25 protein-coding genes and 2 tRNA genes are annotated in these 26,387 nt (G+C 63.1%); 16 read left to right on the forward strand and 11 right to left on the reverse strand.

The genetic code is table 11. The features are described 5' to 3' along the window. Positions 1–35: 35 nt before the first annotated feature. Positions 36–1,637 carry a trigger factor gene (gene tig, locus L288_RS37300; RefSeq protein ID WP_021239242.1) on the reverse strand — a complete coding sequence of 534 codons (1,602 nt, stop codon included), beginning with the start codon at positions 1,635–1,637 and terminating at the stop codon, positions 36–38. 68 nt (positions 1,638–1,705) lie between these two features. Then, positions 1,706–1,790: transfer RNA gene (locus L288_RS37305), tRNA-Leu, on the reverse strand. A 115-nt stretch (positions 1,791–1,905) separates the two neighbouring features. Between L288_RS37305 and L288_RS37310 the strand changes: the two genes are divergently transcribed. The 3 genes from L288_RS37310 to L288_RS37320 all read left to right on the forward strand — a co-directional run bounded on the left by L288_RS37310 (position 1,906) and on the right by L288_RS37320 (position 3,809). Continuing rightward, positions 1,906–2,097, forward strand: coding sequence for a hypothetical protein (locus L288_RS37310; RefSeq protein WP_021239243.1), 192 nt, complete (start codon positions 1,906–1,908; stop codon positions 2,095–2,097). 160 nt (positions 2,098–2,257) lie between these two features. Next, positions 2,258–2,857, forward strand: a complete 600-nt coding sequence (locus L288_RS37315; protein WP_030539507.1) for an RNA polymerase sigma factor — start codon at positions 2,258–2,260, stop codon at positions 2,855–2,857. Then, positions 2,781–3,809 carry a FecR family protein gene (locus tag L288_RS37320; RefSeq protein WP_021239245.1) on the forward strand — a complete coding sequence of 343 codons (1,029 nt, stop codon included), beginning with the start codon at positions 2,781–2,783 and terminating at the stop codon, positions 3,807–3,809. The genes L288_RS37315 and L288_RS37320 overlap by 77 nt, the downstream gene beginning before the upstream one ends. A gap of 28 nt (positions 3,810–3,837) precedes the next feature. Here the strand turns inward: L288_RS37320 and L288_RS37325 are convergent, their stop codons facing one another. Further along, positions 3,838–4,536 (reverse strand): NAD-dependent deacylase, encoded by a 699-nt coding sequence (locus L288_RS37325; RefSeq protein WP_030539505.1) that lies wholly within the window; start codon positions 4,534–4,536, stop codon positions 3,838–3,840. 114 nt (positions 4,537–4,650) lie between these two features. Between L288_RS37325 and dapB the strand changes: the two genes are divergently transcribed. From dapB to L288_RS37345, 4 genes are all read left to right on the forward strand, one after another. After that, positions 4,651–5,415 carry a 4-hydroxy-tetrahydrodipicolinate reductase gene (gene dapB / locus L288_RS37330; protein WP_021239247.1) on the forward strand — a complete coding sequence of 255 codons (765 nt, stop codon included), beginning with the start codon at positions 4,651–4,653 and terminating at the stop codon, positions 5,413–5,415. Between the two features lie 7 nt (positions 5,416–5,422). Next, positions 5,423–6,094, forward strand: a complete 672-nt coding sequence (gene nth / locus L288_RS37335) for an endonuclease III (RefSeq protein WP_021239248.1) — start codon at positions 5,423–5,425, stop codon at positions 6,092–6,094. A gap of 99 nt (positions 6,095–6,193) precedes the next feature. Next, positions 6,194–6,586: a hypothetical protein gene (locus tag L288_RS37340; RefSeq protein WP_021239249.1), complete on the forward strand. Its 393-nt coding sequence runs from the start codon at positions 6,194–6,196 to the stop codon at positions 6,584–6,586. A gap of 72 nt (positions 6,587–6,658) precedes the next feature. Next, positions 6,659–6,735: transfer RNA gene (locus tag L288_RS37345), tRNA-Arg, on the forward strand. Positions 6,736–6,909: 174 nt separating this feature from the next. Here the strand turns inward: L288_RS37345 and L288_RS37350 are convergent. Further along, positions 6,910–7,983, reverse strand: coding sequence for a Rieske 2Fe-2S domain-containing protein (locus L288_RS37350; RefSeq protein ID WP_021239250.1), 1,074 nt, complete (start codon positions 7,981–7,983; stop codon positions 6,910–6,912). Between the two features lie 111 nt (positions 7,984–8,094). Here L288_RS37350 and L288_RS37355 point away from each other — a divergent pair, with 111 nt between their 5' ends. Continuing rightward, positions 8,095–9,024 carry an AraC family transcriptional regulator gene (locus tag L288_RS37355; protein ID WP_021239251.1) on the forward strand — a complete coding sequence of 310 codons (930 nt, stop codon included), beginning with the start codon at positions 8,095–8,097 and terminating at the stop codon, positions 9,022–9,024. On the opposite strand, the gene L288_RS37360 is transcribed toward L288_RS37355, so the two are convergent. The 4 genes from L288_RS37360 to L288_RS37375 all read right to left on the reverse strand — a co-directional run bounded on the left by L288_RS37360 (position 9,021) and on the right by L288_RS37375 (position 15,361). Then, the gene (locus tag L288_RS37360) at positions 9,021–9,524 is read right to left on the reverse strand and encodes a methylated-DNA--[protein]-cysteine S-methyltransferase (RefSeq protein ID WP_021239252.1); all 504 of its coding nucleotides are present in this window, start codon (positions 9,522–9,524) and stop codon (positions 9,021–9,023) included. The two genes, L288_RS37355 and L288_RS37360, sit on opposite strands and share 4 nt — an antisense overlap. An 87-nt stretch (positions 9,525–9,611) precedes the next feature. Then, positions 9,612–11,048 (reverse strand): efflux transporter outer membrane subunit, encoded by a 1,437-nt coding sequence (locus L288_RS37365; RefSeq protein ID WP_031304687.1) that lies wholly within the window; start codon positions 11,046–11,048, stop codon positions 9,612–9,614. Positions 11,049–11,053: 5 nt separating this feature from the next. Beyond that, positions 11,054–14,209: an efflux RND transporter permease subunit gene (locus L288_RS37370; RefSeq protein WP_021239254.1), complete on the reverse strand. Its 3,156-nt coding sequence runs from the start codon at positions 14,207–14,209 to the stop codon at positions 11,054–11,056. Positions 14,210–14,212: 3 nt separating this feature from the next. Continuing rightward, positions 14,213–15,361: an efflux RND transporter periplasmic adaptor subunit gene (locus L288_RS37375; RefSeq protein ID WP_031304688.1), complete on the reverse strand. Its 1,149-nt coding sequence runs from the start codon at positions 15,359–15,361 to the stop codon at positions 14,213–14,215. Between the two features lie 114 nt (positions 15,362–15,475). Between L288_RS37375 and L288_RS37380 the strand changes: the two genes are divergently transcribed. Further along, positions 15,476–16,063: a TetR/AcrR family transcriptional regulator gene (locus tag L288_RS37380; protein WP_021239256.1), complete on the forward strand. Its 588-nt coding sequence runs from the start codon at positions 15,476–15,478 to the stop codon at positions 16,061–16,063. 42 nt (positions 16,064–16,105) lie between these two features. On the opposite strand, the gene L288_RS37385 is transcribed toward L288_RS37380, so the two are convergent. The 3 genes from L288_RS37385 to L288_RS37395 all read right to left on the reverse strand — a co-directional run bounded on the left by L288_RS37385 (position 16,106) and on the right by L288_RS37395 (position 21,245). Beyond that, positions 16,106–19,003 (reverse strand): M16 family metallopeptidase, encoded by a 2,898-nt coding sequence (locus L288_RS37385; protein ID WP_021239257.1) that lies wholly within the window; start codon positions 19,001–19,003, stop codon positions 16,106–16,108. A 91-nt stretch (positions 19,004–19,094) separates the two neighbouring features. Beyond that, positions 19,095–20,468 carry a DEAD/DEAH box helicase gene (locus tag L288_RS37390; RefSeq protein WP_021239258.1) on the reverse strand — a complete coding sequence of 458 codons (1,374 nt, stop codon included), beginning with the start codon at positions 20,466–20,468 and terminating at the stop codon, positions 19,095–19,097. A 306-nt stretch (positions 20,469–20,774) separates the two neighbouring features. Further along, positions 20,775–21,245: a pyridoxamine 5'-phosphate oxidase family protein gene (locus L288_RS37395; protein ID WP_021239259.1), complete on the reverse strand. Its 471-nt coding sequence runs from the start codon at positions 21,243–21,245 to the stop codon at positions 20,775–20,777. 109 nt (positions 21,246–21,354) lie between these two features. Between L288_RS37395 and L288_RS37400 the strand changes: the two genes are divergently transcribed. The 7 genes from L288_RS37400 to miaB all read left to right on the forward strand — a co-directional run bounded on the left by L288_RS37400 (position 21,355) and on the right by miaB (position 26,319). Further along, positions 21,355–21,927 carry a NifU family protein gene (locus L288_RS37400; protein WP_021239260.1) on the forward strand — a complete coding sequence of 191 codons (573 nt, stop codon included), beginning with the start codon at positions 21,355–21,357 and terminating at the stop codon, positions 21,925–21,927. 89 nt (positions 21,928–22,016) lie between these two features. After that, positions 22,017–22,643, forward strand: a complete 627-nt coding sequence (gene tsaB, locus L288_RS37405; protein ID WP_021239261.1) for a tRNA (adenosine(37)-N6)-threonylcarbamoyltransferase complex dimerization subunit type 1 TsaB — start codon at positions 22,017–22,019, stop codon at positions 22,641–22,643. Further along, complete coding sequence (gene rimI / locus L288_RS37410; RefSeq protein WP_021239262.1) at positions 22,640–23,119, forward strand: ribosomal protein S18-alanine N-acetyltransferase; 480 nt, start codon at positions 22,640–22,642, stop codon at positions 23,117–23,119. Before tsaB ends, rimI begins: the two co-directional genes overlap by 4 nt. 113 nt (positions 23,120–23,232) lie before the next feature. Next, positions 23,233–23,655, forward strand: a complete 423-nt coding sequence (locus tag L288_RS37415; protein ID WP_021239263.1) for a MucR family transcriptional regulator — start codon at positions 23,233–23,235, stop codon at positions 23,653–23,655. A gap of 118 nt (positions 23,656–23,773) precedes the next feature. Next, positions 23,774–24,196 carry a Fur family transcriptional regulator gene (locus L288_RS37420; protein WP_021239264.1) on the forward strand — a complete coding sequence of 141 codons (423 nt, stop codon included), beginning with the start codon at positions 23,774–23,776 and terminating at the stop codon, positions 24,194–24,196. A 5-nt stretch (positions 24,197–24,201) separates the two neighbouring features. Further along, positions 24,202–24,960: a lysophospholipid acyltransferase family protein gene (locus L288_RS37425; protein WP_041208562.1), complete on the forward strand. Its 759-nt coding sequence runs from the start codon at positions 24,202–24,204 to the stop codon at positions 24,958–24,960. Between the two features lie 9 nt (positions 24,961–24,969). Further along, positions 24,970–26,319 carry a tRNA (N6-isopentenyl adenosine(37)-C2)-methylthiotransferase MiaB gene (gene miaB / locus L288_RS37430; protein WP_021239266.1) on the forward strand — a complete coding sequence of 450 codons (1,350 nt, stop codon included), beginning with the start codon at positions 24,970–24,972 and terminating at the stop codon, positions 26,317–26,319. Positions 26,320–26,387 lie beyond the last annotated feature (68 nt).

Below are 26,387 nucleotides of genomic sequence, written 5' to 3' on the forward strand. Positions count from 1 at the left end.
GAAGCCGGGCGCCCGTCATTCAGGCAATGACAGCCTTATTCAGCCTTGGCGGCAGCCTTCTTGGCAGGGGCCTTCCGGGCTTTGGGCTTATCCTCCGCAGCGGCATCTTCGGCCACGGCTTCGTCCTTCTTCGCAGCAGCCTTCTTCGCCGGAGCCTTCTTGGCAGGGGTTTCAGCCGCAGCCTCAGCAGCAGGCGCTTCCTCAGCCTCAGCCGCCTTCTTCTTGGGAGCAGCCTTCTTCTTCGGCTTTTCCTCATGATCGTGGTCATGGCCGCAGCCGGGGCCGTGGACATGCGGTTTCAGATCGCCATCTTCCGCCTCAATCGCGGCTTCCAGCTCTTCGCGGCTGACAGCGCGGTCAGTGATCTCCGCCTTTTCGAACAGGAAGTCGACGACCTTGTCCTCATAGAGGGGCGCACGCAACTGAGCGGCGGCCATCGGGTCCTGACGGACATATTGGACGAACCGCTCGCGGTCCTGCGGGCTGTACTGCTGCGCCGCCTGCATGATGAGGCGGTTCATTTCCTGATCGGAAACGGTAACGCCGTTCGCCTGACCGATTTCCGAAAGCAGCAGGCCCAGGCGGACGCGGCGCACAGCGATGGCGCGATAGTCCTCCTTCTCCGCTTCCATCTCCTTGATGGCCGCTTCGGGATCTTCCTCATGGCTGGCTTCATGCTGAAGCTGCGCCCAGATCTGGTTGAATTCGGCCTCGACCATGCTCGGCGGCACGTCGAAATCATGAGCAGCAGCCAGCTGGTCGAGCAGCTTGCGCTTCATATAGGTGCGCGTGAGGCCGTTATGTTCCTGCTCAATCTGCCCCTTCAGCAGTTCCTTGAGCTTGTCCAGCCCTTCAAGGCCAAGCGACCTGGCGAAATCATCGTCCAGCTTGGGCTTGTCCGCGTCCAGTATGGCCTTGACGGTGACGTCGAAGGTCGCGGCCTTGCCAGCAAGATGCGCCGCACCATAATCTTCGGGGAAGGTGACGGTGATCGTCTTCTCGTCGCCCTTCTTGACGCCGGTCAGCTGCTCCTCAAAACCGGGGATGAACTGACCCGAACCAATCTTGAGCTTCACATCCTCGGCCGAACCGCCTTCAAAGGCTTCGCCGTCGATCTTGCCGACGAAGTCGATGGTCAGCGTGTCGCCGTCCTTCGCCTTGTGCGAGGCAGGATATTCTTCCAGCGCGCCCTGCTGGCTGGCGATACGGCCAGCGGCTTCATCGACCTGAGCGTCGGCCACTTCGACGGTCAGCCGTTCCAGCTTCAAGCCTTCGATGCTGGGCGCCGCGATTTCAGGCAGCACTTCCAGCGCGACCTTCACCTCTGCGTCCTTGCCGAACTCGAAGCCTTCGTCCAGCTCGACCGACGGCTGCATGGCCGGGCGCAGCTTGTTGTCGGCGATCAGCTTCTGGATGCTGTCCTGGATCGAACTGTTGAGAGCGTCGCGCTGGAGCGATTCGCCGTGCATCTTCTTGACGAGGTTGGCGGGCACCTTGCCGGGGCGGAAGCCGGGCATGCGGACCTGCGGCGCGATGGCGGCGACTTCCTTTTCGACGCGGGCGTCGATGTCCTTCGACGTGATGGTCACGGTGTAGGCGCGCTTCAGGCCTTCGTTCAACGTCTCGACAGTCTGCATCTCTTCTCTCAAACGCTTTCTTCAGCTGAATTCAGATGGCGCCTGCTATGACGCAAGGCCTGGCGCTCTGGTGCGGGCGAAGGGACTCGAACCCCCACATCTTGCGATACCAGAACCTAAATCTGGCGCGTCTACCAGTTTCGCCACGCCCGCATCGGCCGCCGGTCGGCGCGGCATAGAGAAAAGCATCCGGCGAGGCAAGCAATTGTGGATAAGTGGCGGGGAACCCGCCCGCGGCCCGCGCGTAGCCATCCCGAAGGAGAGACAGATGGCCACTCAGCCCACGCCGGAACCGATCGACATTCCCCCGCCGGATACGATCGAGCCGCAATCGCCCCCCGAAGCGCCGCCGCCGTCAACGCCGGATGAGACTCCCGGCGGCGAACCGCCCGGTTTTGTCCCGAACCGGCCTGATTACGATCAGCCCGATCGCTCCATTCCCGAGCTTCCACCGGATTGAGGCGCGCATTCATCCACAGTTTTTCTGCAACAGTGCAAAGTTTTTTTCGCTGGTTAGTCCTTATTCACCTTCCAGCGCTGGACAGGTCCATGCAGGCATGATTGTACTATGACAAACATATGAAAACGGGAGAGGCGCGGCTGACATCAAGGGGGTCAACGTGCATCATGTTCGCGCCAAACTGGACTGGTTCAAGACTGTCATCCTACCGCAGGAGGCCGCCCTTAGAGGACGGTTGAGGCGGATACTTCCCTCTACCCACGAACTCGATGACATGGTCGCGGAGGTATTGACCCGCGCCTATGCCACGGAAAACTGGGAAAATGTCACCACAGGGCGCGCCTATCTTTTTACGATAGCGCGCAACCTGGTGATCGACGCCGCCCGCCGCAACAAGGTGGTCAGCTTCGAAACGATCGCCGACCTGGAACTGTTGCAGGGCGACAATAATGTCGAAGCGCAGCTTCACGCCCGCGAAGCGCTGCGCCAGGTCGAAGCCATTGTCGACTCGCTTCCGCCGCAGTGCCGCAGGGTCTTCATCCTCCGCCGTATCCACGAAAGATCGATGCTGGAAATAGCGGCGGAGATGTCCCTGTCCGTTTCTACAGTTGAAAAACATCTGGCCAAAGCAATCGGGATAGTTATGCGGGCCTGGGCGGAACGTGAGGAAACGGATTTCGAGCGTGCAGGCGTCGGGACCAGGTTCAAGCTGCGGAAGCAGGACAGCGATCGAAGCGGAAGCCGCGCGCCTGCTGGCTAGGCTCAGCAGCGATCCCACTCCGCAGAACGAAGCCGAACTCTATGCCTGGGTCGAAGCCGATCCGCGCCACGCCGTAGCGTTCGCCCAGGCAGAGGCTGCCTGGGAAGCGGCGGAAAGGCTGAAATGCGCCGCAGCGGACGTTCAACTGCCTCCATTGACCGAAATGGTCAGCGAGGAGCAGCAGCGGCGGCTTTCCCGCAATATCATCATCGCGGCAGCACTGGCCGTAACGCTTTTCATCATCGCCGCGATCGTGACGCTGCGCACCTTCAATGATGTCGACCGGTACAAGACCGCAGTGGGCGAGATTCGGAATGTCGCCCTCAGCGACGGATCGGCGCTCCATCTCAACAGCGACAGCGAAGCCGAGGTGCGCTACACGGACAATGGCCGCAAGGTCCGGCTGATCAAGGGCGAAGCGTCTTTCCAGGTGGCGCATGACAAGGACCGCCCTTTTGAGGTTGAAGCCCGTTCGGCGGTCGTCCGCGCTGTCGGAACGGTGTTCAACGTCCGGCTGCGGCCATCGCTTATCGAACTGACCGTCACGCGCGGCGCGATTACCGTCCGCTGCGGCGACAAGGCGGCTCAGCGCGTCGCGGCCGGGAACGGCGCCGTCCTCCAGCCGCGCAACATCGTGCTGACGCGGCTTGACCCGGACATGATCTCGCAGCGCACCGCCTGGCGTCATGGGATGATCGTCCTTAACGGCGAAACGGTCGAACAAGCCGCGGGAGAGTTTAATCGCTACCGCGTCGCGCCGATCCTGATTGGCGATATGCGCGCCTCTTCGCTGCGTATCAGTGGCCATTTCCGCACGAACGACAGCCACGGCTTCCTCGCCCAGATGCAAGGAAGGCTTCCCGTGCGCGTGGTGGATGGAGAAGATGGATCAGTGATGCTGCTCTATCGGGACGAACCTGAACAGGCGAAGCCCGCGCCCTCCCCTGCCTAGGGCCTTGTTGGCCTGAACGGGATAAAGCTTAGCTCAGCAAGCCGCGAACGAATTCCGGGACCAGTTCGCTGGCCTTCCCGATCCGGCTTTCATGAAAGTAAAAGCTGCCCGCCGACGGCTCCAGATTAAGCTCGATCGTCCGGGCGCCATAGTGGCGAGCGGTCTGCACAAATCCGGCGGCGGGATATACCGCGCCCGATGTACCGATGGACAGGAACAGGTCGGCCCGGCCCAGCGCATCATCAATGGCATCCATCTGGTAAGGCATTTCACCGAAAAAGACGATGTCAGGCCTCAGACTTGGCTCACCACATCCCTCGCATCGCGTTCCTGGCGGCAACGGGCCCGGCCAGCCGGTTGCTTTCCCGCAGTGGGCGCAAAGGGCCGATCGCAGTTCGCCATGCATGTGAATGACCCGCCTCGCACCCGCCCGCTCGTGCAGATCATCGACATTCTGCGTCACGATCAGCAACTCGCCCGGCCACTGCCGGTCCAATGCCGCCAGCGCCTCATGCGCAGCATTGGGGGCTACCTCCTCCAGCTTGGCGCGCCGCTCATCATAGAAGCGGTGCACCAGCGCGGCATTGCGCGCCAGTGCCTCTGGCGTGCACACATCTTCAACGCGATGCCCTTCCCACAAGCCGTCAGGACCCCGGAAGGTCGCAAGCCCACTCTCGGCGGAGATGCCTGCGCCGGTCAGGATCACGATGTTGCGAATATCATCCATGGCGTTCCTCATGCGCGCCCGATTGTCCTGCGGACGCGAAGCCAGCTTGCAGATGACAAAGCATGCCGGGTCTGGCATCGGACGGTCAAGATCATCACGGGCAGCAATTGAAACATGGCGAAGATTGGCATTTTCGGGGCAGCGGGCCGCATGGGCCGGGCGATCGCACAGGTCGCGCTGGACGCGGGGCTGGACATCAGCGGGGGCACCGATCGGCCCGGCAGCGGCGAAGTCGCGCCCGGCATCGTGATCACCTCCGATCCTGTCGAACTGGCGCGGCGCAGCGACGTGCTGATCGACTTTTCGGTTCCGGCCGCCCTGGCCGCCCATCTCGACGCCTGCATTCAGGCGGGCAAGCCGGTGCTGGTGGGCACAACGGGATTGGAAACACAGCATCACGCCCTGATCGACAAAGCCGCTAAGTCGATCGCGGTTCTCCAGACAGGAAACACTTCGCTCGGCGTCAACATCCTTTCCGCCCTTGTGGAGCAGGCTGCGGCGCGGCTGGGCGACGATTGGGATATCGAGATTGTCGAGATGCACCATCGCCACAAGGTGGACGCGCCCTCCGGCACGGCGCTGCTGCTGGGCGAAGCCGCCGCGCGCGGACGGGGAATATCGCTGGCTGACCATAGCGCGCGCGGCCGCGACGGCATCACGGGCGCGCGCGTCCAGGGTGCAATCGGTTTCGCCGCCCTGCGGGGAGGATCGGTTGCGGGCGATCATCAGGTGATCTTCGCAACCGAGGGGGAGCGGATCGAACTTGGCCACCGCGCCGAAAGCCGCGTCATCTTCGCGCGCGGTGCGGTCAGGGGCGCGAGCTGGCTGCTTGGGCAACCCGCCGGGCGCTACGACATGAAGGGCGTTCTGGGCCTTTGACGTTCAGATGAACCGGGATCAGATATTCGACTTTTTCAGCCGTCTGGCCGAGGCGAATCCCGCGCCCCGGACGGAACTGGAATATGGCAATGATTATCAGCTTCTCGTCGCGGTCGTGCTCTCCGCCCAGGCGACCGACATCGGCGTGAACAAGGCCACGCGCGCTCTCTTCCGCGAGGTCGAAACGCCTGCGCAGATGGTGGCGCTGGGCGAGGAAGGGCTGAAGGCGCATATCAAGACGATCGGCCTCTATAACGCCAAGGCGAAGAATGTGATCGCCCTGTCGGAGATATTGGTCCGCGACTTCGACGGCAAGGTGCCGCAGGACAGGGATGTGCTGACGACCTTGCCCGGCGTCGGGCGCAAGACGGCCAATGTGGTGATGAACACCGCCTTCGGACAGGAAACCTTCGCCGTCGACACCCATATCTTCCGGGTGGGCAATCGCACCGGCCTCGCACCCGGAAGGACGCCGCTGGCCGTCGAACAGAAGCTGGAAAAGCGCGTCCCCGGCCCGTTCCGCCGCGACGCGCACCATTGGCTGATCCTGCACGGCCGCTATGTCTGCAAGGCCCGCCGTCCTGAATGCTGGCGCTGCATCGTGGTGGATCTTTGCCGCTATAAGCCGAAGACTCCCCCTCCTCCGCAAAAAGCAGCCGCTGCCGCTTCGGCAGGGTGAAACCTTTCCCATTATCATGCCGTTCAGCCAGACTGTGGTAAACAGCCGCGAAATGGCCAATTCCTGTGGCCATGACTTACAATGTGAGGAGAGACACGCATGACTTCGCCCTTCTCCACGCCCGCAACGGGCTTTGCGCTCGCACTGGCGCTCGCCTGCACCGCCCCGGCCGCCATGGCCAAATCGAAGGCCGACAATCTCGTGCCGTCCGGCAAGCCCGTGAGTTGCGTGAACTTGCAATCGATCCGCAGCACGGAGGTTCGCGACAACCGGACCATCGATTTCATCATGAACGGCAACAAAGTCTATCGAAACACCCTGCCGAACAGCTGTCCGGGCCTGGGATCGGAAAGGCGCTTCCTCTACAAGACCAGCCTGTCGCAGCTTTGTTCGGTGGACATCATCACCGTGCTTTACAATTCGCCGAACCTCAATCCGGGCGCAAGTTGCGGCCTCGGCATGTTCCAGCCGATGGCGAAAGCCGCGAAATAGAGGCTCGTGCCGTGATTTGGTGCTGGCGCCGGAGGATATGCTTTGCTAAGCGGCGCTTCGCACCAGCGACACGCACCCATAGCTCAGCTGGATAGAGCGTTGCCCTCCGAAGGCAAAGGCCAGAGGTTCGAATCCTCTTGGGTGCGCCATTACAAGGCCCGTGTCGTGATCGCTGACGGTTGGCAGCAACAAACGGCTTTGGAATTTCGCAAAGTTGCTGACAAAGCCGGTTTCGCCATGTTCACCAGCCACGCAAACATTCTTGCGGAACATGATACATCACTCATGAGGAGTGATGCCGGGAACAGCGGATTTGCCAGTCCTCAGGCGGGCAGGGCGGATTCGACAGCCCGCCCCGCGCCCTCCGGCTCCTTAGCCGCTGCGGCTTCTTCCTCCCGGATCAGCTTGGCGAGCAAGCGCCGGGCGCGCACCGCGCCCGCATCCGTGTTGAGAATGGCCGGGCGCAGATCCCAGAAATCCTGCCCATCCATGTTCGCGGCGACCTGCGCGATCATCGGCTCGTCCTCAGTCGCGAAGGTGTGAGCGACTCCGGCGTGAATTTGCTGGGTCAACTCGGCATCATCGGTCAGGACGTCGCGATACTGCGTCCAGAAATAATGGGTTGAGGTTTCGGTTTCAGGCGTCAGGAGATGCGCGGTGGGCAGGAAGATGCTGGCGCCGGGATCGCCGCCAATCTCCGTTGCACCTGAATCCAATAGCAGCGCCGCCGGGGCAGTCCAGCGCATATGGCCGCGCATTTTCGCGTTACCCTTGGGCCCGCGCCATAACATCTGGAAGAGGAGCGGCAACTCGCTACCGTCGGTCCACATATAGGACCAGACATCGCGTCCCTCCTGCTCGACGCTCACCCGCGTGTTTGCGGCCGCATCTTCTATACCCAGCAAAGGGTGCAGATAATTGACGTGCGTCAGATCCATGAGGTTGTCGATCACCAGGCGGTAGTCGGCCGGGACATGGAGGTAGCCCCTGGTTCCCACAAGTTCGGGCGCATCGAGCATTGAAAGATCGGGAATGAGCGCGGGATCGGCGGCTTCCGGCGCACCCATCCACACCCAGATTCCATGATGACGTTCCTCCACCGGATAGCTGCGTGTCACCGCGCCTGGAGGAATGATGCCGCCATGGTGGGGATTGTGGATGCAGGCCCCGGAGCGATCGAACCGCAGGCCATGATAGGGACATTGCAGCGTGTCCTGCACCAGCACGCCGCCGGATAGCGAAGCGAAACGATGCGGGCATCTGTCGCCGATCGCCGCGACCTCGCCATTTTCCAGCCGGAACAGCGCGATCTTTTCTCCGAGCATGCGGATGCCTTGCGGCTTTTCGGCCAGCGTTTCGCTCCAGCCGGCCATGTACCAGGCGTTTTTCAGAAACATTGCTCTTTCCTCTCCAGGCGCATCGCCGCTGTTTTCCATATTTTTGATCGTGCTCGCCCCGTATGACAAGGCACTGGAAATCTGATTTTTGATACTTTACGCCCGGTGGCGATGGATCTGCTCTCCCAGTTGATCACCACGGTCCGGGTGTCTTCGCCCCTGCTGTCGGAACTGTGCATCGGCAGAGATAGCTGCTGCATCATCGATGCATTTCTAGGGGCTCCTTTCCACTATGTGGTGGAAGGCCGCGTGACACTCACGCGCGGCGGCGAAACGCGAGAGCTGCAACCTGGCGATTTTCTGTTGATGCCGCGATGGACCACCTATGAGATTGCGAACGGAACCGGCGCCACGCGGCTGAGGCTGAAGGATTTAGCCGACGCTCCCAATTTGCAGCCATCCTTTGAAGCGCTCGACGGCGCGCTGCGAGTGGTTGTGGGGCCGGAGCCTTATACGGCGCGCCTCTTGTCCGGCATCGCTGTGTTCGATGCGATGAGCCTGGCCGGTCTTGGCCGCGCGCTGCCTGATATCGTGCTGCTGCCCGACGCCGCGAACCGGTTGAGGCCGTGGACTCAAGCAGCGATGGCGCTTGTCGGAGAAGGCGAGCGGCCTGCCGCTCCCGGCTTCGTCGCCATCGCATCGCGCGCCGTCGAAATGCTCGTTTCCGTGGCCTTGCGCGACTGGGCGGCTTTTGCGGAGCATGAGGCAGGCTGGCTACGGGCGGTGCATGATGAGCGGTTGGCGCGCGCGCTGAACGCCATGCATTCAGATCCCGGCAGACGCTGGACGCTGGCGGATCTGGCGCTGAGGGCGGGCATGTCCAAGTCGGTCTTTTCAGAGACCTTTCTCCAGATGCTGGGCGAAACCCCTTTCGATTATTTGAGGCGCTGGCGCATGCATCTGGCGACACAGCAACTGCTCGACACCCGCGTTTCGGTGGCCCAACTCGCATCCGAACTGGGTTATCGCAGTGCGCTTAGTTTCAGCCGCGCCTTCCGTGTGACCAACGGCTGCACGCCCGCGGAATTCCGGCGGCGTTAAGCCAGCGATTTCGACAGTGCGACCTCGCGCTCATGGTCGAGCAACTGGCGTTTGACGTCCAGTCCTCCCGCAAATCCCGTCAATGCGCCGCCGGAGCCGATAACGCGATGGCAGGGCGCGATGATCGACAGAGGATTGCGGCCGTTGGCAGCGCCTACTGCGCGGCACGCGGACGGGCGGCCTATTGCGTGCGCGATCTGTGCATAGGTCCGCGTCTCGCCGAAAGGAATCTGGAGCAGCGCTGACCAGACGGCCTTCTGAAAATCCGTCCCGCGAAAATCGAGCGGGAGATCGAATGACGTGCGGTGCCCATCGAAATATTGGCTGAGTTGGCGAGATGCCTCCGTGAAAAGCGGCAGGCCGGAATCCTCCACGCCACGTTCCCACCGGACGCGGTTTGGCGCGTCATCCTCCCACAGCAGTGCGGTCAGGCCCTGCTCGCTCGCGACCATGGTCAACTGGCCGACGGGAGACGAAAAGGTGCCGAACGCGCATGCCATGGACTGATCCTTCTTCTATCCGGCAAGAAGTAGACCATCGGAATGGCGGCCGCTTCCCGCTGCTTGCTTTCAAAGGCAGCCCGGACGCTATTTCAACCCGCCACCCATCGCCCGGTAGAGTTCGATCATATTGGCGGCGCGGGCAAGCCGGGTGGCGAGCAGGCTCCGCTCGGCATTGTACAACGTCCGCTGCGCGTCCAGCGTTGTGAGAAAAGGATCGACCCCCGCCCGGAAACGCGCCTCGGACAAGCGATACCCCGCCAGCGCGGCTTCCCTCAGCGAAGTCTGCGCCTCCACCTGAGCGGTCATGGTTCCGCGGCGCGCAAGCGCGTCGGCAACTTCGCGGAAGCCCGTCTGGACGCTTCCCTCATAAGTAGCAAGCATCGCGTCATAGGTCGCGCGGCTATAGCGCAGATTGCCCTGGTTCCTGCCGAAATCGAAGATAGGCAGGCTGGCCGAAGGCGCAGCCGACCAATAATCGCTGCCCGCCGCGAAGAGGTTGGAAAGACCGGCGCTCAACGTTCCAAATGCCGCCGTCAGCGAGATGTTAGGGAAGAAGGCCGCTCTCGCCGCGCCGATATTGGCGTTGGCGGCGCGCAGTTGATGCTCCGCCGACATGATGTCAGGGCGGCGCAGCAGAAGCGTCGATGGCAGGTCAGCGGGCAGGTTGGCCAAGGTGACATCGCCCTGCGGCATGGCGGATGGCAAATCCTCCGCAGGCACGGTCGATCCCGCGAGCAGGTTCAGGGCATTTTGATCCTGAGCGACCAGCGTGGTCGCTTCCGCAATATCGGATCGCGCCTGATCATAGCTGGTCTGCGCCTGACGCACATCCAGTTCGGAGGCGATGCCCTTGGCAAAGCGCGCTCGCGTCAGTTCCAGCGTCTTGCCGAATGCGGACGCCAGATCCTGGGAGATGCGCAGTCTTTCCTGATCGGCCGCCATGGAAAGCCAGGCCGTCGCCGTTTCGGCGATCAGGGCGACCTGTGCCGCGTTGCGCGTTTCGACGCTTGCGAAATATTGCTCAAGCGCCGCCTTGCTGAGGTTGCGGATACGGCCGAACAGATCGATTTCCCACGCGGAAATACCGACTGAAGCCGAATATATATCGGTCCGTCCCGATGCGCCAGCGGCGGCTCCCGCGCCCGGCTGCTGTTGTTGAGCGAACGGCATGTCCTGATAGGTCGCGCTGCCCCGCCCCGCGATCGTCGGCAGCAGGTCCGCGCGCTGGACCCGGTATTGCGCGCGCGCCTGCTCCACATTGGCCATGGCGACGCGCAGGTCGCGGTTGTTGGCGAGCGCCATTTCGATCACGCGCACTAGGCGCTGGTCGGTGAAGAAGTCGCGCCATGCCGTATCGGCTGGCTGGATCGCGGTCTGCCCCGGCGCAGCCTCTGGATAGGCCGGACCGGACGGGCTTCCGGCCGGGACCGGAAGCGCCGGGGTCACATATTTGGGCGCCATGTCGCAGGCGCTCAATGCCAGAGCCAAAGCGGTGGCTGTAAAGATCCTGTTCCTGTGCATTTGCCTCATGCTTCCTGCGGCGCGGCGGGCGGCTCGCGCCGGTTGGACTCCTGCTCCGCGTGGCCATGCTGGCGGAAAAGGCGTTTGACGACGGTGAAGAATACCGGGACGAAGAAGATGGCGAGCACGGTGGCCGACAGCATGCCGCCGACAACCGCGGACCCGATCGCGCGCTGGCCCCCGGCCCCCGCACCCCTCGCCAGCGCCAGAGGCAGGACGCCGAAGATGAAGGCGAAGCTGGTCATCAGGATGGGCCGCAGGCGCAGCTTGCCCGCCTCCAGCGCTGCTCGTGCAGGTGACAGGCCCGTGCGCATCTTTTCCTCGGCGAACTCCACGATCAGGATGGCGTTCTTTGCCGACACGCCGATGGTGGTGATCAGGCCGACCTGGAGGTAGATGTCGTTGTTGAGGCCCACCAGAGCCGCGGCGATCACCGCGCCCAGCACGCCGAGCGGTACGACCAGCATGACCGCGATCGGCACCGACCAGCTTTCATACAGCGCGGCAAGGCAGAGGAAGACGATCAGCATCGACAGCGCATAGACCGCCGGAGCCTGGCCGCCCGATGTCCTCTCCTCATAAGAGATGCCGTTCCATTCGAAGCCGAAGCCCTTGGGCAGCTTCGCCGCATGCTCCTCCATCGCCTTCATCGCCTCGCCCGTGCTCACGCCGGGCGCGGGCGATCCCATGATCTGCATCGAGGGGACGCCGTTGAAACGCTCCAGCTTGGCAGGGCCCTGCATCCATTCGGTGTTGGCGAAGGATGAGATCGGCGCCATCGCCCCGGACGATCCGCGCACATGCAGCGCGCCGATGGAATCAGGCGAGGAGCGGAACGGCGCGTCGGCCTGGACATAGACGCGCTTCACCCTGTCGCGATCGATGAAGTCGTTGACGTAGGAGCCGCCCATCGCCGTCGCGATCGTATCGTTGATGTCGGCCTGCGCGACGCCGAAGGCTCCGGCAGCGGCCTGATCCACGTTCAATTTCAGCTGCGCAGTGTCTTCAAGGCCGTTGGGCCGCACCTGCGCCAGCCTGTTGTCCGCGGCTGCCATGCCAAGCAACTGGTTGCGCGCGGCCAGCAACTGGTCATGGCCCAGATTGCCGCGGTCCACGAGTTGGAAGTCGAAGCCCGACGCATTGCCCAGTTCCTGAACGGCTGGCGGAACGATGGCGATCACCGTCCCCACCGGGAACTGGCGGAAGGCCCCGTTGGCGCGCTGGGCGATCGCCTCCACATTATTTTCCGATCCCTTGCGTTCGGACCAGTCCTTCATGCGGGCGAAGGCGATGCCGACATTCTGCCCCTGCCCCACGAAGCCGAAGCCCGCGATGGTAAAGACGGCAGCCACATTGTCCTTCTCTTCCGTCATATAATAGTTGCGCAGCCGTTCGAGCGTCTTTTCCGTCTCGTCAATGCCCGATCCGGCGGGCAGCGAAACCTGGTTGATCAATCTTCCCTGATCTTCGTTCGGCAGGAATCCGCCCGGCAGGCGCAGGAAGATCACGGCCATGCCGACAGCGATCAGCCCGTAGACGAGCATGGTCCTGCCACGGCTTTTCTCAAGCTTCTTCAACGCGATGCCGTAGCGGGTCACATTCCGGTCGAACATGCGGTTGAACCAGCCGAAAAAGCCCTTCTGATGCGCATGATCATGCCGCTGGGGTTTCAGGATCGTGGCGCAAAGCGCTGGCGTCAGGATGAGCGCGACCAGCACCGACAGGATCATCGAAGACACGATGGTGATGGAAAACTGGCGGAAAATCACGCCCGTGGAGCCGGGGAAGAAGGCCATGGGAAGGAACACGGCCGACAGGACGAGACCGATGCCGATCAGAGCGCCGCTGATCTCGTCCATCGACTTCTTCGCCGCTTCCTTGGGCGAAAGCCCCTCTTCCTGAATGATGCGCTCCACATTTTCGACCACCACGATCGCGTCATCGACCAGCAGGCCGATGGCGAGCACCATGCCGAACAAGGTCAGCGTGTTGATGGTGAAGCCCGCCGCATGCAGGATCGCCAGCGATCCCAGAAGCACGACAGGCACGGCAATGGTGGGGATAAGGGTCGCGCGCCAGTTCTGAAGGAACAGGAACATCACCACAAAGACGAGCAACACTGCTTCGAAAAGCGTGTGGATGACCTGTTCCACCGACAGCTTCACATAGGTCGAATTATCGACCGGAAAGTCATATTTCACCCAGGATGGGAAGCTGCCCGATAGTTCTTTGATGCGCGCCTTGACGCCCTCCACCGTATCGAGCGCGTTTGCGCCCGGCGCCAGCTTGATGCCAAAACCGGCGGCGGGATGGCCATTGAAGCGGGCGCTGAAACCGTAGCTGTCGGCCCCCAGCTCAACGCGGGCGACATCCTGCAACAGCACGGTCGAACCGTCGGGATTGCTGCGCAGGATGATCTTGCGGAATTGTTCGGGCGTGCGGAGACGCGACTGCGCCGTGACCGTGGCGTTGAGCGCCTGCCCCTTGGGCGAAGGCGTGCCGCCGATCTGCCCCGCCGACACCTGCGCATTCTGCGCCCGGATCGCCGCCTTGACGTCGCCCGTCGTGACCCTGAGGTTCGCCATCTTATAGGGGTCCAGCCAAACGCGCATGGCATAGGACGCGCCCAGCAACTGCGTGTCGCCGACGCCATTCAAGCGGCTGATCGGGTCCTGGAGCGTGGACGCGACAAAGTCGCCGGCGTCGGATTGGTCATGAATGCCGTCATCGGCATAGACCGCCATCACCATCAGGAAGGACGATGTCGATTTGGTGACGCGAAGGCCCTGCTGCTGCACTTCCTGGGGAAGCAAGGGCGTCGCCTGCGCCAGCTTGTTTTGCACCTGCACCTGCGCGATGTCGGCGTTGGTGCCCTGCTCGAACGTCAGGGTGATGGTCAGCGCACCCGCAGAATCGCTGCTGGACGAGAAGTAACGCAGATGGTCGATGCCCTTGAGCTGCTGCTCGATGATCTGGGTCGTCGTATTTTCCAGCGTCTGCGCGTTCGCTCCGGGATAGACGGTGTTGATCGTTACCGTCGGCGGCGCGATTTCGGGGAACTGGGCCACCGGCAACTGCCGGAGCGCCAGAAGCCCGGCGAGCATGATGACGATCGCGATGACCCATGCGAAGATGGGCCTGTCGATAAAGTAACGGGCCATGGCTTATTGCGCCTCGCCGGTGCCGGGCTTGATCTGCTGGGGCGGGCGCGGCTTGACCACGGTGCCCGGCCTCAAATTCTGCGGCGCTTCGACGATCAGCCGGTCGCCAGCCTTCAGCCCCTTGGTCACGATCCAGCTCTTGCCCAATGTCTCCTTCGCTTCCACCAGGCGGGTTTCGACCTTGTTCTGCGCGTTCACGACCATCGCGGTCGCACGGCCGCGTGCGTCCCTGCTGATGCCCTGCTGCGGCGCGAGGATCGCGTTCGTCTGCCGCCCCGCGACCACCCTTGCCCGCACATACATGCCCGGCAGCAGCAGCCCGTCAGGATTGGAGAATGTCGCGCGCATGGTGACTGCGCCCGAACTCGGATCGACCGTCACTTCAGAAAATTGCAGACGCCCCTCTACCCCATAGGTGCTGCCGTTGGGCAGCAGCAGCTGGACCCGCGCCCCATCGGCTTCGCTTACGCCTCCGGCGCGCAGCGCCTGGCGGAAATCGATGATCTGGGCGGCTGATTGCGTGACGTCGACATAGACCTTGTCGATGCGCTGGATGGTCGCGAGCGGATCGGCCTGCCCCGCCTGCACCAATGCGCCCGGCGTGAACAGCGACCGTCCGATGCGCCCGGAAATGGGCGCGCGAATCTTGGTGAAATTCTGGTTCACCTGAGCCGCCTCAACTGCCGCCCTTTGCGCCGCGACATCTGCCCTCGCCTGCTGCGCGCTGGCTATGGCATTGTCGGCTTCCTGACGGCTGACCGCGTTGATGCCCACCAATTCCTGATAACGCCGCGCCTGTAACGCCGTGGCGTTGATCGTCGCCTGGGCGCGGGCCAGATTGCCGCGTGCCTGCGCCAATGCGGCGCGATAAGGCGCGTCCTCAATATCGTACAGAAGCTGCCCCGCCTTCACATAAGCGCCTTCGGTGAAGAGGCGGCGGCGGATGATGCCGCTGATCTGCGGGCGCACCTCGGCCGTTTCGGCGGCGGCAATGCGCCCCGGAAGCTCGCTGATCAGCGGAGCCGACTCGACCTTGAGCGATACGACGCCCACGGACGGGGGCGGCGGCGCGGCAGGCGCCTCCTTGCCGCACCCGCTCAAGGCCAGGCTGGAAACGCAGGCCAACAATCCGACAATCAATCCCTTTGGCACCAGCCGATGCTCCGCTTTGTTATGATTCCTAGGAGTGAACGTTCATTCCGCTTGCCCGTCAGGTAGGAAGGTGGCAATGAGAGATCAAGGGTAAAAAGGGGCAGGAGGGAAATTTTGGTTGCAGCGCAACACGAACCGGGGAGTAAGGAGCGCATCCTTGGCGCCGCGCGCGACCTGTTCAATCTTCATGGCTTTCACCAAAGCTCCATGGCCGAACTTGCAAGCAGTGCGCAGGTATCTGTGGGCCAAATCTACCGCCTGTTCAAGAGCAAGGAAGATATTATCAGCGCCATTGTGGAGGTCGATTCAACTGAGCGGCGGAACGAAATTGTCGCGCTGCAAAACAGTCTGCACAACGGTGAGATCGATATCGAGGACGCTTTTGAACAGCTTTTCCTGACGGCGCTGAGCGATCATGAGGAAGCCTTGTCCTTCGACATATTGGCCGAAGCGTTCCGCAACGGCCGGGTCGGCGAGACGATTGCGATGCTGTGCGGCGACCTGCGCCAATGCCTGCACGATTTCGCCTGCGCGGCCAATCCAGATCTGGACGAAGCCAGCCTTCTTCAAGCCAAGGAGATGATCATGGCGTGCATGTTCGGTTTCGGCCACCGCAGCCTCTCGCGCCCGGAACTGAGCGCTGCAACAACTGCCAGAGGCGCGGCGCGGATGATCATCGCCGCCCTTCGCGGGATCGGCTAAGCCCCGTTCACCAGCATCCTGACGCTTTTCTCAAGGGGGCGTTCATCGCGCCTCCACCCCCTGCGGCAGAACCACCGCGGACCAGCTTCTGCCCGGCTTTAGATATTTGACCGCCAGCGCCTGAATCTGCGCGGGCGTGACGTCCAGCATGTCCTTGGCCATGGTCTGCATCGCCTGGACATAGCGCGGGTCGTGCGCGGCCCCTTCCATCTGGTTCATCCAGAAGGCGTTGCCGGTCCCCGCCCGCATCAGCAATTGCCGCATCGGCGCCACCGCGCGCTGCAATTCGTCATCGCTCACCGGATTTTTCGCGAGGTCAGCGGCAGTATCCTTCACGACGCCGTAGAAATAGTTGATGCGGTCGGGGCGCACCTGGCTGGTCACCAGAATATAGCCGCCATTTTCGTAGGAGAAGGGCCAGCTATTCTGCACGCTGGGCGAATAGGCCGCGCCTTCCGTCGACCGCAGCTTGTCGAACAGGCGGTCGTTGAAGATCTGCGTCAATATTTCCAGCTGCCGCGCCTCCGTCTGGAGCGCGAAGCCGCCCGCCGTAGGCCATGCCATGACGGCGGCGGCCTGATCCTTGCTGCCCGTGTGGCGCAGGACGACGGGCTTGGACACCGGAGCCGGGAAGCGCATCACCTTGTTCGCCGCTGGCACCGGCTGTTCGGAACGCGGGGGCAGCGCGCCGAAGGTGGCGGCCACCGCCTGGATGGCGTCGTCCGGCTTCACCTGCCCGAATATCTGCACCTCGATCGGCCCGGAGGCGAGCAGCGGTTCCCATGTGGCCCGGAACGCCTCCGGCGTCAGCGCCTCGATCTCCGCGCGCGAAGGGGTGCGGAAGCGCACATCCTTGTCATGGAGCAGCCAGTTGAGGTCGCGCGCGAGCACCGAATCGGGCGCGCGCGCCATGGCGTCATAGGCCAGCGCCGCTCCCGTCTTCACGCGGGCGATCGGCGCCGGGTCCCATCCGGGGGCGAACAGCTTGGCCGCGAACAGTTGGAGCTGATCCTTATAATCGGCCGGACGTGTGACCGCCTGAAACTCGAACGCATCGTCGTCGATCGAAAAATCCATGCCCATGCGGCGGCCGTTGGTCAGTTCGTCCAGTTCCCGCTGCCCCAGCTTGCCGATGCCGCTCGCCACCAGCGCATAATTGGCCGCCCAGCCAGCCACGGGTTTGGACGGCGAAAATGCCTGCTGGCCATGGCCGAAGCGGACGTTGATCCTGACCTTCTCTGTTTCCGCATCATTGGCGAAGAGGGTCAGCTTCACGCCATTGGCATAGGTGATGCTCTCCATGCCCGGCAGGCCAACGGACGCACGGGACACGACCTTGCCCGGCGCGCCGATCTTGGGCAGGTCGGCCATCGTCACCGGCTTGGCTGACAGGCGCGCATTGGTCGCCGCCTTGACCGGAGCAGCCACGGCTGCCGCCAGCTTTGCGTCCAATCCCGGCTGGACCTTTCCAGTCACCAGCATGGCGCGGAACACGCCCGCCGAAAAAAGCCGTCGCGTCGAATCCAATATCTTCTGCGGAGTCATGGACGCTTTGCCGGAGCGGAAAATGTCCAGTGCCGCCTGCGGGCTGACGGTCGTTTCCCGGATATCGACCGCGCTCACGAGATCGCTCGCCTGCTTCGCGCCAGCTTCGGTGTCGGCATTTTCGACCTGAATGGCCAGCGCCGTGTCGAGCTGGGCATATTCGCGGTCGATTTCCTGCTGGCTGGGCGGGCTGGCCTTCGCATCCTCAATGATGGCGCGAACGTCCGCCAGCGACTTTTCCCAATTGTCACCCGCAGGCAGGATGGTGACGAAAGTGCCGTCCGCCGACCGGCTGATGTCCTGCTGGTCGGCACTGGCTTGCAGGAAACTCCCTCCGCTGCGCGCCGCCTGCTCAAGACGGCGGCTGACGATCTGGAGCGCCAGCATGTCGGTCAGCTTGTCCTGATTATAGACGATCGTGTCCGCACGCGGCTTCCACGGGCGCAGCCATGCCATGGTCAATCCGGTCGGCGCGCCGGGCTCCACCGTCACCCTGGTCGCAGGCGCCTTGGGATCAGGCTCGCCAAAGTCGGGCAGCGGCGCACCCTTGCCCGGCACGGACCAGCTCGCAAATTGATCCTTGACCAGTTGTTCGGCCATGGCCGGGTCCATGTCGCCCGAAATGGCGATGACGGCATTTTCCGGGCGATACCAGCGCTTGTGGAACGCCTCCATCCGCGCGGCGGTGACGGCGTTCAGCGTCGCCACAGTGCCGATCGGGCTGCGTTCGGCGAGCAACTGGCCCGCGAAGAAATGTTGCCGGGTGGCGTCCGAAATGCGCATCTGCGGGCCTTCGCCCTCACGCCGTTCCGCCAGCACCACGGCCCGTTCCGCATTGACGGCGCTGTCGATGATATTCGGGTCCGCCATCATCCCCGCCAATATTTTCAGGCTCTCGCCCAGGCTGGCCTGGCTCGCCTGAGGCAGGTCCAGCGCGTAGGTCGTGCCGGTGGGCGTCGTTTGCGCATTGCTGTCACTGCCGAAGGTGACGCCCAGCCGCTGCCAGATGCGCTTGGATTCGCCATCGGGCACATGGCGCGAACCGCGAAAGGTCAGATGCTCCATGAAATGCGCGTAACCAAGCTCGTCCGGCTGCTCCATCAGCGATCCGGCGTCGATGCGCAGGCGGACGGAGACCTGACCGGGCGGCACGCCATTGCGGCGGATCGCATAGCGCAGGCCATTGGACAATTGGCCGAAGCGCCACGCCGTATCGATGGGAACGTCGCTATTTTCGTACAGCCATGGCCGCACCTGCGGCTCGGCCGTCTTGGGACCCGCAGGGGAAGAAGCAATGACCGGCTGCGTCCGCGCGGAAAGCGGGACGGGCGAACCCGAAATCAGCAGGCCAAGAACTGTCAGCGAAACGGCAGAACGCCGGAAGGAAAGGCTCATGGCGCGACAGCCTAGAGCCAAATTCCTGAATGGCTACTGACGATTCTGTTTCACACCCCGTCCCTGGAGCGGATCGGCTTGCTTGAGGGCGTCAGCGGGCGGTCCGCTGAACAGCGGCCTTATGCGCGCCAACCCCGCTGCGACGGCGGCGGAACGGCTTTTTGGCGGGGGTTTCGCCGTCAGGGCGATGGGCCCGTTCAGCGCCGCCGCGCTGCTGCCGCTGCTGTTGATCCTGATAGCGGCGCTGCCCCTCGGCCCGCTTCGCCTTCTGTTCCGGCGTCTGCTCCCGCCCCTTCCGCTGCGGCGCTGCCTTGGGCAGGTTGCGGACCGCTTCGACGAAGTTTTCAGGCAGAGGCACGATGTCCAGCTTCACGCGGGTCGTGCGCTCGATCGCTTTCAGATAAGGACGTTCATCATCCGCCACGAAACTGATCGCGACGCCCTCCGCCCCGGCACGCGCGGTACGGCCGATGCGATGGACATATTGTTCGGGAACGTTGGGCAGTTCGAAGTTGATGACATGGCTGACGCCCGACACGTCGATGCCGCGCGCCGCGATGTCGGTGGCGACCAGCAGCTTCACATGGCCATGGCGAAACGCCTGCAAGGCAGTGGTGCGCTGGGCCTGGCTCTTGTTGCCATGGATCGCGACCGCCTGAATGCCCGCGCCTTCCAGGAAACGTACGACGCGATCCGCGCCATGCTTGGTGCGGGTAAAGATCAGCGCGCGATCGATTGGCTCGTTCCTGACGGTAAGGGTCAGGAGCGCCTGCTTTTCCGCCTGATTGACGAAGGTCGCCTGCTGGCGCACCCGCTCGGCCGTGGTGGACTGCGGCGCGACGCTCACCTTCACCGGATCGTGCAGGAACTGCGCGGCCAGCGCCTCGATCTCGCCCGGCATCGTGGCCGAAAAGAAGAGGTTCTGCCGCTCCCTGGGCAGCAGCTTGGCAATGCGCTTCAACGGATGGATGAAGCCCATGTCCATCATCTGGTCGGCCTCGTCGAGGACGAAGATTTCCGTGTCCTTGATGGTGAAGGCGCGCTGGTCGATCAGGTCGAGCAGACGGCCCGGAGTAGCGACCACGATATCGACGCCGCGCCCCAGCGCCCTGATCTGCCGGTTGATCGGTACGCCGCCGAACACGACCTCCACCGACAATTTCAGGAAGCGGCCATAGTCGCGGAAGCTCTGGGCGATCTGCGCCGCCAGTTCGCGCGTGGGCGACAGCACCAGCATCCGGCATCCCTGCAAGGGCGTCGGCTTGGGATTGCGGGCGAAATGATCCAGGCTGGGCAGCGCGAAGGCCGCCGTCTTGCCAGTGCCGGTCTGCGCTATGCCGCACAGGTCCTTTCCTTGCAGCAGCACGGGAATGGCCTGCGACTGGATGGGCGTGGGCGAAGCATATTTCTTGGCGGCGAGCGCCCGGAGGATCGGCTCGGCAAGGCCAAGGTCGGTAAATTGCATTGGATAAAACTCACAAGTCGGGCGATGCGGCAGCACGGCCTGCTCATGCAGACCGGCGCGCAAGGCGGGTTACGAAACGACCCGCGTGAAAAGGGAAGCCTCAAAGCTTGACGCAGACTTTCATTGGCCGGCCCCTTCACCCTTCCGGGCCGGGACGATCACGCTGCCAATCGCTATGGAACTTGAAGATGCCCCTGCTGCGCTGCGGCGCATATGGTCCAAACGGCGATAAAAAGCAAGTGGCCCCGGAACATAGGCCGGGACCACCCTCATACTGATATCATCTGATCGTAAGGCCGTGCCTCGCTAGAGGGGGACTTCGACATGCTTGCCGCGCATTTCGGCGCGCACGTCGCCGCCGAACATCTGCTTGAACATGCCGCCCAGCGACATATCCGCACGCCAGATTTCGGCGTGGCCAAGGTCGAACCGCAGCATCAGCAGATTGGGGTCCTGCCGTCCGCCCGGATACCAGGCGGCAACATCATGGGTCCAATACCGATCGATTACCGCCGGGTCCGTTTCCTCCGTCAGCGTCCCGTCGATGCAGGCGAACAGATAATGGCCCTTGCTGGAAAACTGCGCCATCGCGGGGCCGCCCGCAGCCAGCCGGTTATCCTTGCTCGTATAGAACCAGAAGCAATGGTTCGCGCCGGGGTCCAGTTGCGCCGTCATCGGCAAGCTATGATCATGCGAGCCCTGTAGGCCAATCATCAGAAAGGGGCTTTGCGCAAGCTCGGTCCAGAAGCGGTGACGGATGTCGGCCTCGTTGCTCATCTTGTCTCTCCTGTTCGTGAACACGGAATCAATCGATAAGCATGCGGCAGGGTTCCGCACGTCCAGCAGAAAGCTTGATCTCGCGCGGTCTTGTCTCCACATAGCGGCCATGCTGATCGAGACCGAACCCACGCCCAACCCGGCAACCGTCAAGTTCATCCCCGGCCGTGTCGTCATGGGCATGGGAACGCGCGATTTCGCCACGCCGGAAGAAGCGGAGGCATCGCCCCTCGCCTCGGCGCTGTTTGGCCTGGGCGACGTGACCGGCGTCTTCTTCGGCGGCGACTTCATTTCCGTGACCATCGCGCCCGGAGCGGAATGGAGCGACGTGAAGCCGGACGTGCTTTCGATCCTGCTTGAACATTTTTCCGCCAACATGCCGCTGTTCCCGGCCGGTTCGGCGGGGGGCATCGTCGTTCCCGAAGAAGAGGAATTTGCCGACGACCCCGCCGATGCGGAGATCGTGGCGCAGATCAGGGAGCTGATCGACACGCGCGTCCGCCCGGCGGTGGCGAATGACGGCGGCGACATCGTCTATCGCGGTTTTGAGCGGGGCACGGTATATCTGCGCATGCAGGGCGCCTGTTCGGGATGCCCCTCCTCCACCGCGACGCTCAAGAACGGCATCGAGCAGTTGCTGAAACATTATGTGCCCGAAGTGACGGAAGTGCGCGCGGTTTGAGCGCTTGCCGGACGTCATTGGCAAAGCCGGACGGATCGACTAACCGCTGAACGGGCCGATCCGTTCGCGGTTTCTCACAGGGGACTTTCTTGCGCATTCTCGTCATCGACACCGCTACGCAGGCGCTGTCCGTGGCGCTGCTCGATGACGGCCAGGTGCTCGGCCATGTTCATGAGATTGTCGGCCGGGGCCATGCCGAAGCGCTGCTTCCCGCCATCGCCGCGCTGCCCGATGGCGGCCGCGCGGACAGGATCGCGGTGGATGCCGGGCCGGGCAGCTTCACCGGCGTACGCATCGGCATTGCGGCGGCGCGCGCGCTTGCGCTGGCCTGGTCGCTCCCCCTAAATGGCTATGGCGCGCTTTCCCTGATCGCGGCGAAAGCGGCGGCGGACCATGAAGGCGGCCCGATCGCGGTCACCATCACCGGAGGGCATGGCGAACTGTTCTGGCAATGTTTCGAAGCGGACGGGCTGACGCCGCTCACCAGCCCCGCCTCCACCCCCATCTCGGCACTGGCCGCACAGCTCGATCATCCCGTCATCTACGGGACGGGCGCGGAGGCGCTGATCACCGCCAGAGGACATGGGGTCGCCGTCAGCCGTTATCCCGATTCCGCAGACTATCCCTTGATCGCGGCTTTGCCCGCGCTGCCCCCCTCCCCCATTTATTGCCGCGATGCCGATGCGCGGCCCATGGCGGAGCGGCCAGCGAAATGATCTCCGGCCTGACGCTCGACAGCTTTGAAGAGGCGGAGCGCAACGCCATGGCCGACGCCATGGAGGTGATGACGCAGGCCTTCGATCCCGCCTATGGCGAGGCATGGACCTTGTCACAGCTTGCCGGGGTCATGACGATGCCGGGAACATGGCTGACCATCGCGCGGGTGGATGCCGCCGTGCTTGGCTTTGCCCTGGTCCGGTCGGTGCTGGACGAGTGCGAACTGCTGCTGCTTGCGGTGCATCCGCTGTGGCGCGGGCGGGGTGTCGGGCGGACATTGTTGCTCGACAGTATCAAGACCGCGCGCCGCCGCGGCATAAGAACGATGAACCTGGAAGTCAGGTCATCCAACAATGCTATAAAATTGTATGAAAATGTCGGCTTTGAATATGTACATCGACGTCCCGGTTATTATCGCGGCCAAGATGGACAACTTCATGATGCGCTGAGCTTGCGTATAGAAATAATGGAATAGCCTGCATCCTCCCTTGCTAAACGGATGCCAAGGGTATAATCCGACCATACCGCTCCTGAAATGATTTCGGGAGGCGGGTCGCATCTAAAACCAGCCTTCGCAGGATAAGAAAAATGGAAACCGAATCGGCGCAGAACGAACTGCTTATTACTTTGACGTCTGATATTGTCGCGGCTCATGTCTCGAACAACAGCGTCGCAGTTTCTGATGTCTCCACTCTCATTCAGAATGTTCATGCCGCGCTTTCCGGGCTGGCGACGCCCGCCGCCGCGCCGGAAGTGAAGCCGGAGCCGGCTGTTTCCGTGCGATCCTCGATCAAGCCGGATTACATCATCTGCCTGGAAGACGGGAAAAAGCTGAAGATGCTCAAGCGGCATCTGATGACCCATTATCAGATGACGCCGGAAGATTACCGGGCGAAATGGGGCTTGCCCGCCGATTATCCGATGGTCGCGCCCAACTATGCCGAACAGCGCCGCTCGCTGGCGAAGAAGATCGGCCTTGGCACCAAGCGCCGCCGCGCCCGCGTCAAATAAGGACGCTTGACGCCATCCGTCATGACGAAGGGGCGCATCGGCCATGCGCCCCTTTCATGCTGTGGGAAAAGCCGCTAGCTTCGCCCCACCATCCGATTACAGAAATGAGCGAACCTTCATGAACCGCAAGATCGACGTGGAAGCCCTTTGCCAGGAAAAGGGCCTGCGTATCACCGAGCAGCGCCGCGTCATCGCGCAGGTTCTGAGCGACGCGTCCGATCACCCGGACGTGGAAGAGTTGCACAAGCGCTCCTCCGCCATCGATCCGGGCATTTCGATCGCCACCGTCTATCGCACCGTCCGCCTTTTCGAAGAGGCGGGCATCCTTGAACGTCATGATTTCGGCGATGGCCGCGCGCGCTATGAAGCAGCGCCGGAATCGCATCATGACCATCTGATCGACGTCGAAACCGGCAACGTCATCGAATTTGTCGACCCGGAACTGGAGCAGTTGCAAAAGCAGATCGCGGAACGGCTGGGCTTCCGCCTGGTCGATCACCGCATGGAGCTTTACGGCGTCTCGCTCGAACGGAAGAACTGACCGGCTTGCCCAGGTTGCGCCGGTGGCTGCGGACAGGGGCGCTTACGGGCAGCCTGCTCCTGTGCCTTCTTCCTCACCTGATCTGGCGCGCATTGGGCAGGCGATCCCCCTGGCCGCGCCTTTTCCTGGGCATGGCGGCGCGCTCCATCGGCGCCCGCGTGCGGACCGAAGGCCACGCCTTTCGCGGCGACAGCTTCATCATCGCCAACCATGTAAGCTGGATCGACATATTGGCCCTGGGCGGAGCCACCGGCGCCGCCTTCGTCGCTCATGACGGGATAGCGGGCTGGCCGGTGATCGGCTGGCTCGCGGCGCAGAACAACACGCTTTTCGTCGCGCGCAACCGGCGCGGCGCGCTGGCGCATCAGATCAGCGGCCTGCGCGCCGCCCTGGCCGGGCATCAGCCGGTCGCCCTGTTCCCGGAAGGCACGACGAGCGACGGCAGCGGCCTTCTGCCCTTCAAGCCGTCGCTGCTCGCCGTTCTGCTGCCGCCGCCGCGCGCCGTGATGATCCAGCCGGTGCATATCGATTACGGTGCGGCCACCGCGGACATCGCTTGGCACAGCGACGAAGCCGCGGGCGCGAACGCAAGGCGGCTGCTGGAAAGGAGGGGGCCCCTCGACGTGACCCTGCGTTTCCTTGAGCCTTTCGACCCGCTGCAATATCCCGATCGCAAGCAACTCGCGGCCGTGACGAGCGAAAGGATCGCCGCCAGTATCGCGCGCCACCTGCCGCCTTTCACTTGCGCGGCGGCGGCTGTATAGCTGGACCGCATGAATCGTAACAACGCTCCCAAGACTCCGGCCACATTCCACGTCAAATCCTTCGGCTGCCAGATGAACGTCTATGATGGCGAGCGCATGGCCGAGATGCTGGGCGAGCGCGGCATGAGCGCCGCAGCCGATGGCGCGCAGGCCGATCTCGTCATCCTCAACACCTGCCACATCCGTGAAAAGGCAGTGGACAAGGTCTATTCCGACATCGGCCGCCTGACGCGCGAGGATGGCACGCGTCCGATGATCGCCGTCGCCGGCTGCGTCGCGCAGGCTGAAGGCAGTGAGATCAGCCGCCGCGCGAAAAGCGTGGACATCGTCGTCGGTCCGCAGGCCTATCACCATCTGCCCGAACTGATCGAAAAGGCCGGGCGCGGCGAGGAGGCGGTGGACACCGACATGCCGCTCGCCTCCAAATTCGGCGCGCTTCCCGCCCGCACCAAGCAGGCCCGCCCGACCGCCTTCCTCACCATCATGGAAGGATGCGACAAGTTCTGCACCTATTGCGTCGTGCCCTATACGCGCGGCGCGGAAATCAGCCGCAGCTGGTCCGCGATCCTGGATGAGGCAAGGGCGCTTGTCGACGGGGGGGTGCGCGAAATCACCCTGCTGGGCCAGAATGTGAATGCCTGGACCGGGGAGGACGCAAAGGGCCGCGCGCAGGGCATGGATGGCCTGGTCCGCGAACTGGCGAAGCTCGACGGCCTCCAGCGCATTCGCTACACCACCAGCCATCCCAACGACATGAGCGACGGCCTCATCGCCGCGCATGGCGAGGTGGAAAAGCTGATGCCTTTCCTCCATCTGCCCGTGCAGTCAGGCAATGACCGTATCCTGAAGGCCATGAACCGCAGCCACAGCGCGGACAGCTATCTGCGCATTATCGAACGCGTCCGCGCCGCGCGCCCGGACATCGCCCTGTCGGGGGATTTCATCGTCGGCTTCCCCGGCGAGACCGATGCGGAGTTTGAAGATACGCTGAGGATCGTCGAGCAGGTGCGTTACGCGCAATGCTATTCGTTCAAATATAGCCCCCGCCCTGGCACCCCTGCGGCGGAGATGGACGGGCAGATCCCGGCCGAGGTGATGGACGAGCGGCTGGCGCGGTTGCAGGCGCTGATCAACCGGCACCAGGCCGAATTCAACGCTGCCGCCGTGGGACGCCGCACTGATATTCTGCTGGAACGCAAGGGCCGCCATCCAGGGCAGTTGATCGGCAAAACGCCCTGGCTGCAATCAGTGCATATAACCGCGCCGGAACTTTTTATCGGCGATATGGTCGAAGTGGATATCATCAGCGCCGGCCCGAACAGTCTGGCCGGTCAGCCCAGCAGGAGGAAGGCCGCTTGAACCTACTCACAGTCGTTCCCGGAAATGCGGGAACCCATCTCCGAACCTGTCCGCCAGGCTCGACGGGA

Source organism: Sphingobium quisquiliarum P25 (genome assembly GCF_000445065.1).
Taxonomy (GTDB): Bacteria; Pseudomonadota; Alphaproteobacteria; order Sphingomonadales; family Sphingomonadaceae; genus Sphingobium; species Sphingobium quisquiliarum.